A 6,614-nucleotide genomic window follows, 5' to 3' on the forward strand; every position below is an offset into this window, starting at 1 on the left:
AGAGAAAAGAGAAAGCTTTGAAAAAGCGGCATTTTATTTTGATATCGACAACACCGTTTTTGACCATATCCTTGATCCAGATAACAGTATTTTCTATCCTACGGCGGATTTTGTACCGATTCGATACGCAATGATCAAAGGATCGGGCAATACGGCAAAATCCGGCGGTTCCCGTGAGGAGATCTTGAGCGAGATCGCTAAAGAAAGCGTTTATTGGGAAAAGAGATGGCAGGAAACCGGAATGCTTGCCCGGGTTGATCAAATTACCGAACTGATGGATTTCTTAAAAAGAAAAGGAGTTGAGGTTTTTCTGGTCACTAACCGCTCCGGCGACCAGGGGATGATTAACCGTACGGTCGATATACTGAACACGCTGGATATAAAGAAAGGCCGTGATTATTCTGATATTCATTTTGTGGGGGTTGACAACGGCAAGGCCAGGATAATCCAGGATGATATCGCCGCGTACAGGCGGAATAAAATATATTTCGCGGACAACAATAAAGATGTCGCCAGGGATATCGCGGAAAAGTTAACCGGCATAGATCTGATTTCTTTCCATTTGGACCGCGGGAAACAGGAAGGAAGATTATCCTATGAATATTTCATTGACCGTTTAAACAGACTGCCGCTGGATAAGCTCGTGACGGTCCAGGATAGAGCCAAGGCGGAATTATTCCTTACCTGCGCGGAACTTGAAATAACCCGATTGGCTGCAGAAAAGCAGGTTGATAAAATAAATGACTTTATTAATTTTATGAAAAAAAACGGTCTGGACCGGTCCGAAGCGATTAACGTGCGGTACATAAATCAATATCTTCAAGATATAACTGATAATAACGGTTGGGTTCAGCGCGACGGCGGAAATCTTGTGGTTAAGGGAGCGCCGGAATTGGAGCAAATAATAAAGGGGAACTATTATCGTAACCCGGAAATATCCGGGGAAAGCCGCATTTACCTGAGGAATGTTGTTACAGGAAAGGAGTTTGAGCTTCGCAGGGCCGCTCCGGGATCCGATAGTTTTTGGGTCTGGATGGATAATATCAAGTTGGAAAGTTCCTTCAGGTTTGACCAGGACCACGGCTCTATCAGCGTTTATACTATGGGGCTGCCGGATGAATATACGGCACAGGGAATAGGGCTTACAGTCCTGCAGTATTTATCTAAACTCGCTAAGATGAAAGGCAAGGACCTGGTTTTGCACAACGTGTTCAGTTATGCCGTGGCCCGGATGTGCTACGGGCATATCAGTGAAAACACGCAATACCGTATTAATAGAACGGAATGGAAAACGTTCAAGGAGATAGATTGGCTTGAAAAGAACGGCCCGGTTGTAATAGGTATCGATGGTAAATATTCTTTGGAATACTGGAAAACGGGCGGCCCGGAAGGGTTTGTATATAAACCTTCCGAGAGACAAGATCTTGAGATCAGGGATAGGGAGGATGAACTGGGGAAAACGATCTCAGTGCGGCTGGATAACGGCAGGGTTTTAGCGGGATGGGGTGCTTCGGACGGGAGAGTTCCGCTCGCTTACCAGGTTTTTCTGTGTAAAAAGATCCCGGAAATACGCATTAAAAACAAGGATATTACGCCGGTTGGCATTAATGCCGACGGCGGCAGGATAATATCGTTCAGCCGTTATGAATTGGAAAAATATATCGCTTCCGAGATGGATGAGCCGAGCTCGGCTGGGATTAAAAAGACGTATGAAAATTTATACCCGGATACCTCTATTTATTTGAATAAGGCTGTCGAAGTGCCTGTTGCCAGCGTTGTTCCATCAAAACAAAGCAGGATCGTTCTCAAAGAGTTAGCTGCCAGGATCATGGAATTGCGGGAAGGCGCTAAAAAAAATATGGTTATTTGGAAAGACACGGATATAAACGGTAAAATCCGTAATTTTATTATCGATGGGCACCACCGTTTTGCCGCTGCCGATGTGATCAACCGTTCGGCGGAAGATGTAAACGAAAGAATAAATACGCTGCCGGCCGAGATTTTCGAACCTTTGCAAAGAGGCCGAACAGCCTTCAGCCGTATTCAACCGCGTTCCATAAGCGAGATCAATGTTGTATTGCCGCAGGGCGGCGAGGTTAGGCTTGAAGATGTAAGCCTTAAGGCGGTTTCGGAAAAAGACGGCGTTGTTTTTGAGATCAATGACGGAGGGAATTTACAAGGGGAGCGAAAGGATGCGCGGGATGTCGCCGGGGATAAAGAGTTTAATTATCAGAAAGCGGTGGAGGGGGCTCTTTTCCGGTTTATGACCGCTAAAGATTCTTCTTCGGTTGATGGTAAGGCCAGGGTTTTTACTTTTGTATTTACCCCCGGTTTTTGCGGTTTGTCGAATAAAGAAAAAAAAGAAGTATTCATAGATAAGGTTAATGAGTTTGTTGATTATCTCCCGGTGGATATTAACCGGAAAATCATTAGATCCGGTTCCGGCATAGAAGCCATCATTTATGAGCTCTGCAAAAATGCCTTTGACGGGATAATGTCTCTTGCTTCATTGCCTCAGCCGTTGAGCCTGGAGAACAGGTTGATCGATGTATATTTCGGCGTCCGCGCGGGAGTTAAGGGCGAGAAATATATGGAGATCTCGGTTGAAAATAACGGCGCGGGTAAACACGCGACCAGCCCGGCAGACAAAGGTTTATATGTAACAAAAGGGATATATGAAAAATCCCCGTATATCGGGTGGAATGAAAATTGGATAAAATTCTCAGCCGAGTTGATCGGTAAGGTTAACGGATACGCGCAAAACGGAATTTTGGCCAGCCAAAAAGAATCGTCCGCGGATATCCCCGGAGAGAAGAGCGCTGTTGTTTTTGAGTTACCTGTTGAATCGCTTGTACTTACGGGACTGAAACCGGTAAACGACATGGGCGGCAAGGGCGACGGCGGCATCGCTACGTTTGAAGGCAGGCTGGCGGCTCAGGTTGAGGGGATTTTGACCGAGCGCCCGGATATCGTCGCCGGGACGATCAAGAAAATTTTCGGCAGGAAATTGCCGCGAGGGGCGCATTATAAAGTGGAATATCTCGCGTCCGGGGCGTATAAGAAGGTTTATAAGGTCAGCGTTTTCTTGGATCAGTCGGAATCCCTGGAATTTGTTTTAAAGGCTATGGATAGTGTTGGCAGGGCTGAGTTGATGAGAGGGTATGACGAGATTGATCCGGAAGGGAAGAAGTTCTTTATTGCTCCGGTAAACAGCTCTTATGCCGCCAAACAGGGGATCCGGGCGAGGGTAAATGATATAGATGTTTCTACCGAGGAGTTGCTTACTCCGATCCGTCCTGAAAAGCTTGACCGCCAGGCGCTGGCGGCGGCGGTCGCGGGATTGGTAAAGGCTTATTTTTTGAGCGTAGGGCTGAGTCAATGGCCGGATGAGCAGCAAGATGCGTTATTTCCGGTGGATATCTCTTTTGAGAATGCCGGTTTCACCCGGGCAGCCAAGCCGGCAGTGAAAGTGCTGGATATGGACTTGGCCAGACGTTATACTCCGCTCAAAATATTGGAGGCATGTTCTTTTGTTATGGCGGGAATCGAGACCAAGGGAACAGCTATCTCTGTCCTTCAGGGCATACGGGAAGCGATGGATGCCCCTTCGACGTCCGCTTTTTTTAAACAGGCTGCCGGGGAGCTTAAAAAGCTTTTTGATAACGGCGCGGTGGAATTTAGAAAAGAGAATCTGGGGATACAGCGAAAAAGCGCCGGTTATTACGCGTTCACCGACTACAGCCATCTGGACTATGATATTTATGATGAACTGGCTAAATTTGCGCAACTGCCATCTTATGGCGGAAGAATTCAAGATAAACAGGTTGGGGGAGAAGACAAACGCAGTATTTCGATCCCTTATGATGATGAAATAGAGCAGGCAAGAGAACACCTGGCGGCGAAAGGATATTCAGAGGCGCAGATAGCCGGCTGGCTGGCACGGGGCAGGGCGAAGCTGTTAGAGATAGCCGAAGCAGCAGGTTTTCGTCCACCCCCGGGGTACGAAAAACAACTGCGCCGCGACGGCAAAGCGAGGATAATCAATCTGTTCGCGCGGGAATTATCGGTGAGTAACTATCTTGATGATATCCAACAGGCGCAGGAACGCGGGGAAATATTAACATACAGCCGGCAGGAAGATAAGTTCTCATTATTAGTCGCGGGATTGACCGGCGGTAATACCCGGAGTTTGTCCGAAGAAGCGAAGGTTCTGTTTAATGGCCGGGATCAGGGAGGTATGGATGTCCTTGTTCTTGGGCCGGGGGCGGGGAAGGAATGCGCGGATATCTATAATATTGTCAAATCGGCACGTATTGAAACCGTCAGTTTAAGCCCGATATCCCCCAGGCTTATATTAAAGGGATCCTCCCTGGGTATCCGGCGTATGCTTCAAGATTATATCCGGAAAGCGGTAATAAGGTCTAACGAGCTCGGTGAGGAGGAAGTAAATAGGATTAAGGACCTTTATGCTGCGGCCGGGATCCCGTTGGAAACAGTTTTTGAGTTGCAGAACGCGGGGTACCGTATTTTCGACCAGCCGGATGAGCCTTTTATAAAAAGGCAATATATTGGGGAGTTTAATAATATCGATTTCAAGAAAAAATACGATTTTATATATGAACAGATAGGTGGATTTTGGTACTCGGTTAAGGAAGACGGAATACAGAAAACTGTGGATAATATTTCCAGGTTGTTGAAGGCGGATGGTTTGTTTTACGCGGAGAATCTTCCCGAGCCTCTGGATTTTTCGTCTTTGGATATACCGGATGGCTTTATTGGCATATCATCAGAGGATAAAGATATGTTCTTGATCGCGGATAAAGACAGTTGGTTCGCTAATGTTGTTTCCGGAGATCTGATAGCCGCGCCCCGGGAGGGGGAAGTTTATAAGATAGCTGATCCTGACCGAATATTCCAGCTGTGGAAATCAGCTCATCCCGGTTCAGACGGTGGGGATTTGTCGCCGCTGAGCGCTGTTTCAAAAGATATCGTAAAAATAGATCTGAATGACAAGGATCACATTATATCTTTACTCGAGGCGGTCAAATCCGGCAAGGCGGTAGTTTTAGACCTGACGAAATGCCCGCGCGCGGATATAAAGGCATATAATCAGGTTCGGATCAAATTTGAGCGCATCGCCTTGAATATTGCCTTGAGATCGAATCCCGGATACCATAGGGATAATGATGATTTTGTTTTGCCTATTAAAGAAGGGCTAAAGAACGCTTTTGTTCATGGAAATAAGCTGGATTTTGATTTGCCCATTGTTCTCTATGTTGACCTGGACAGATTAAAGAATATTAAAACAGTGGAAATACGCGATAACGCTGCGCAGAAGGTGATGGATGCAGAAAGAAAAGCTATGGCGGAAGCCGCCAGTTTATTTGGATTTAAACTGGGGCTTAACCGGATAAAGGCTAGATTCGATTATCAGTATATTCAGTCGGAGGAAGGTTTAAAAGTATCGATTTCCCGTAAGAAAGAAATCCGGCAGCCGCGGAATATTATGATAGACGGTGGTTCGGCGGATGATCTTAGAGGTATTTTATTGAGGGATTTGGGATCTCCAGGCATAATCCAAGTTAACCTGTGGGATAAACTTTCCTGGGTAAATGTAAGCTCGGTCCTGAAAGAAGGTTATGTTGTTGAAATAGATCTTTTGGGCCATCCGGGAACCGGCAAAGACAGCTATCGGCAGGTAAGGGATAATCTCAATGGCTTGGCTGATTCGATCTATGAAGGATTGGCTGATGAGGATAAATATTTCCGGGACGCGGATATAGCGTTAACAGAAATGTTTAAGAACGCTTTTCTGCACGGCAACCGTTTGGATTACCGGCTGCCGATATTTATCCGGATAAAAACAGAGGATAATACAGGCGCTAAGTCTTTTGAGATATATGATACGGCAAGCGATAAAGAACTGACAATAGCAGATCGTCAGAATGCGACTGAAACTGAATTGGGCGGAGCGGGCCAGGCAATAAAACTGTTGAAATGGGCCTGGGAATATAAACGGGAAAGTTTGACAGGAGTAAAGGGCGCTAAAGTAGCGCTCTCGCGCATAAACGATAAGTCCGCCGAAGGGTTTAATAAGGATGGCGGGAATAAAGGCGGAATCGATCTGCGCAGCCTGCCGATTGCCAGCCAGCCGAATTCTTTTTTAATGGCGGGCGTTAATTCCAAGTTCAGCGATATGGATATGGAAGGAGAGTGGAAACAGATCCAGAATATGGTCAATTCCGGTTTTATCCCGAATATGGAGCGTATCCGGAATTATACTGCTGCCTGCTGTCAAAAAGGCGTTATAAGCCGGCAGAAGGAGAATATCCTTATTTGTGTCGCGGATATCCTCAGGATCGAAGAGGATAAGAACCTGGATACCGACCCGGGGATAAAGGAACTCCTGGCCAGTATCGACCAGCTATCTTGACCCTGACACCGTCATTAAATCCCTGTTTGCGTTTCTCGCCTTTTTTTATAAACATAAAAACTTAACTTTTTTGTTTTAAATGGTATAATAAAAAAATCATATGCTATCTGTTAAGAGAATTTTAGCCGCCATAGCCGTCCTCATATCATCTATTTTGTCTGCCGGAGTTTGCCGGGCTGGA

Annotated in this window: 1 protein-coding gene; it reads left to right on the plus strand. The window is 46.2% G+C overall.

The window, feature by feature from the left end; genetic code table 11:
• Positions 1 to 130 precede the first annotated feature (130 nt).
• Positions 131 to 6,433 (plus strand): hypothetical protein, encoded by a 6,303-nt coding sequence (locus M0R35_07535; protein MCK9595508.1) that lies wholly within the window; start codon positions 131 to 133, stop codon positions 6,431 to 6,433.
• Positions 6,434 to 6,614 lie beyond the last annotated feature (181 nt).

Source organism: Candidatus Omnitrophota bacterium, from assembly GCA_023227985.1.
Classification (GTDB): domain Bacteria; phylum Omnitrophota; class Gorgyraeia; order Gygaellales; family Profunditerraquicolaceae; genus JALOCB01.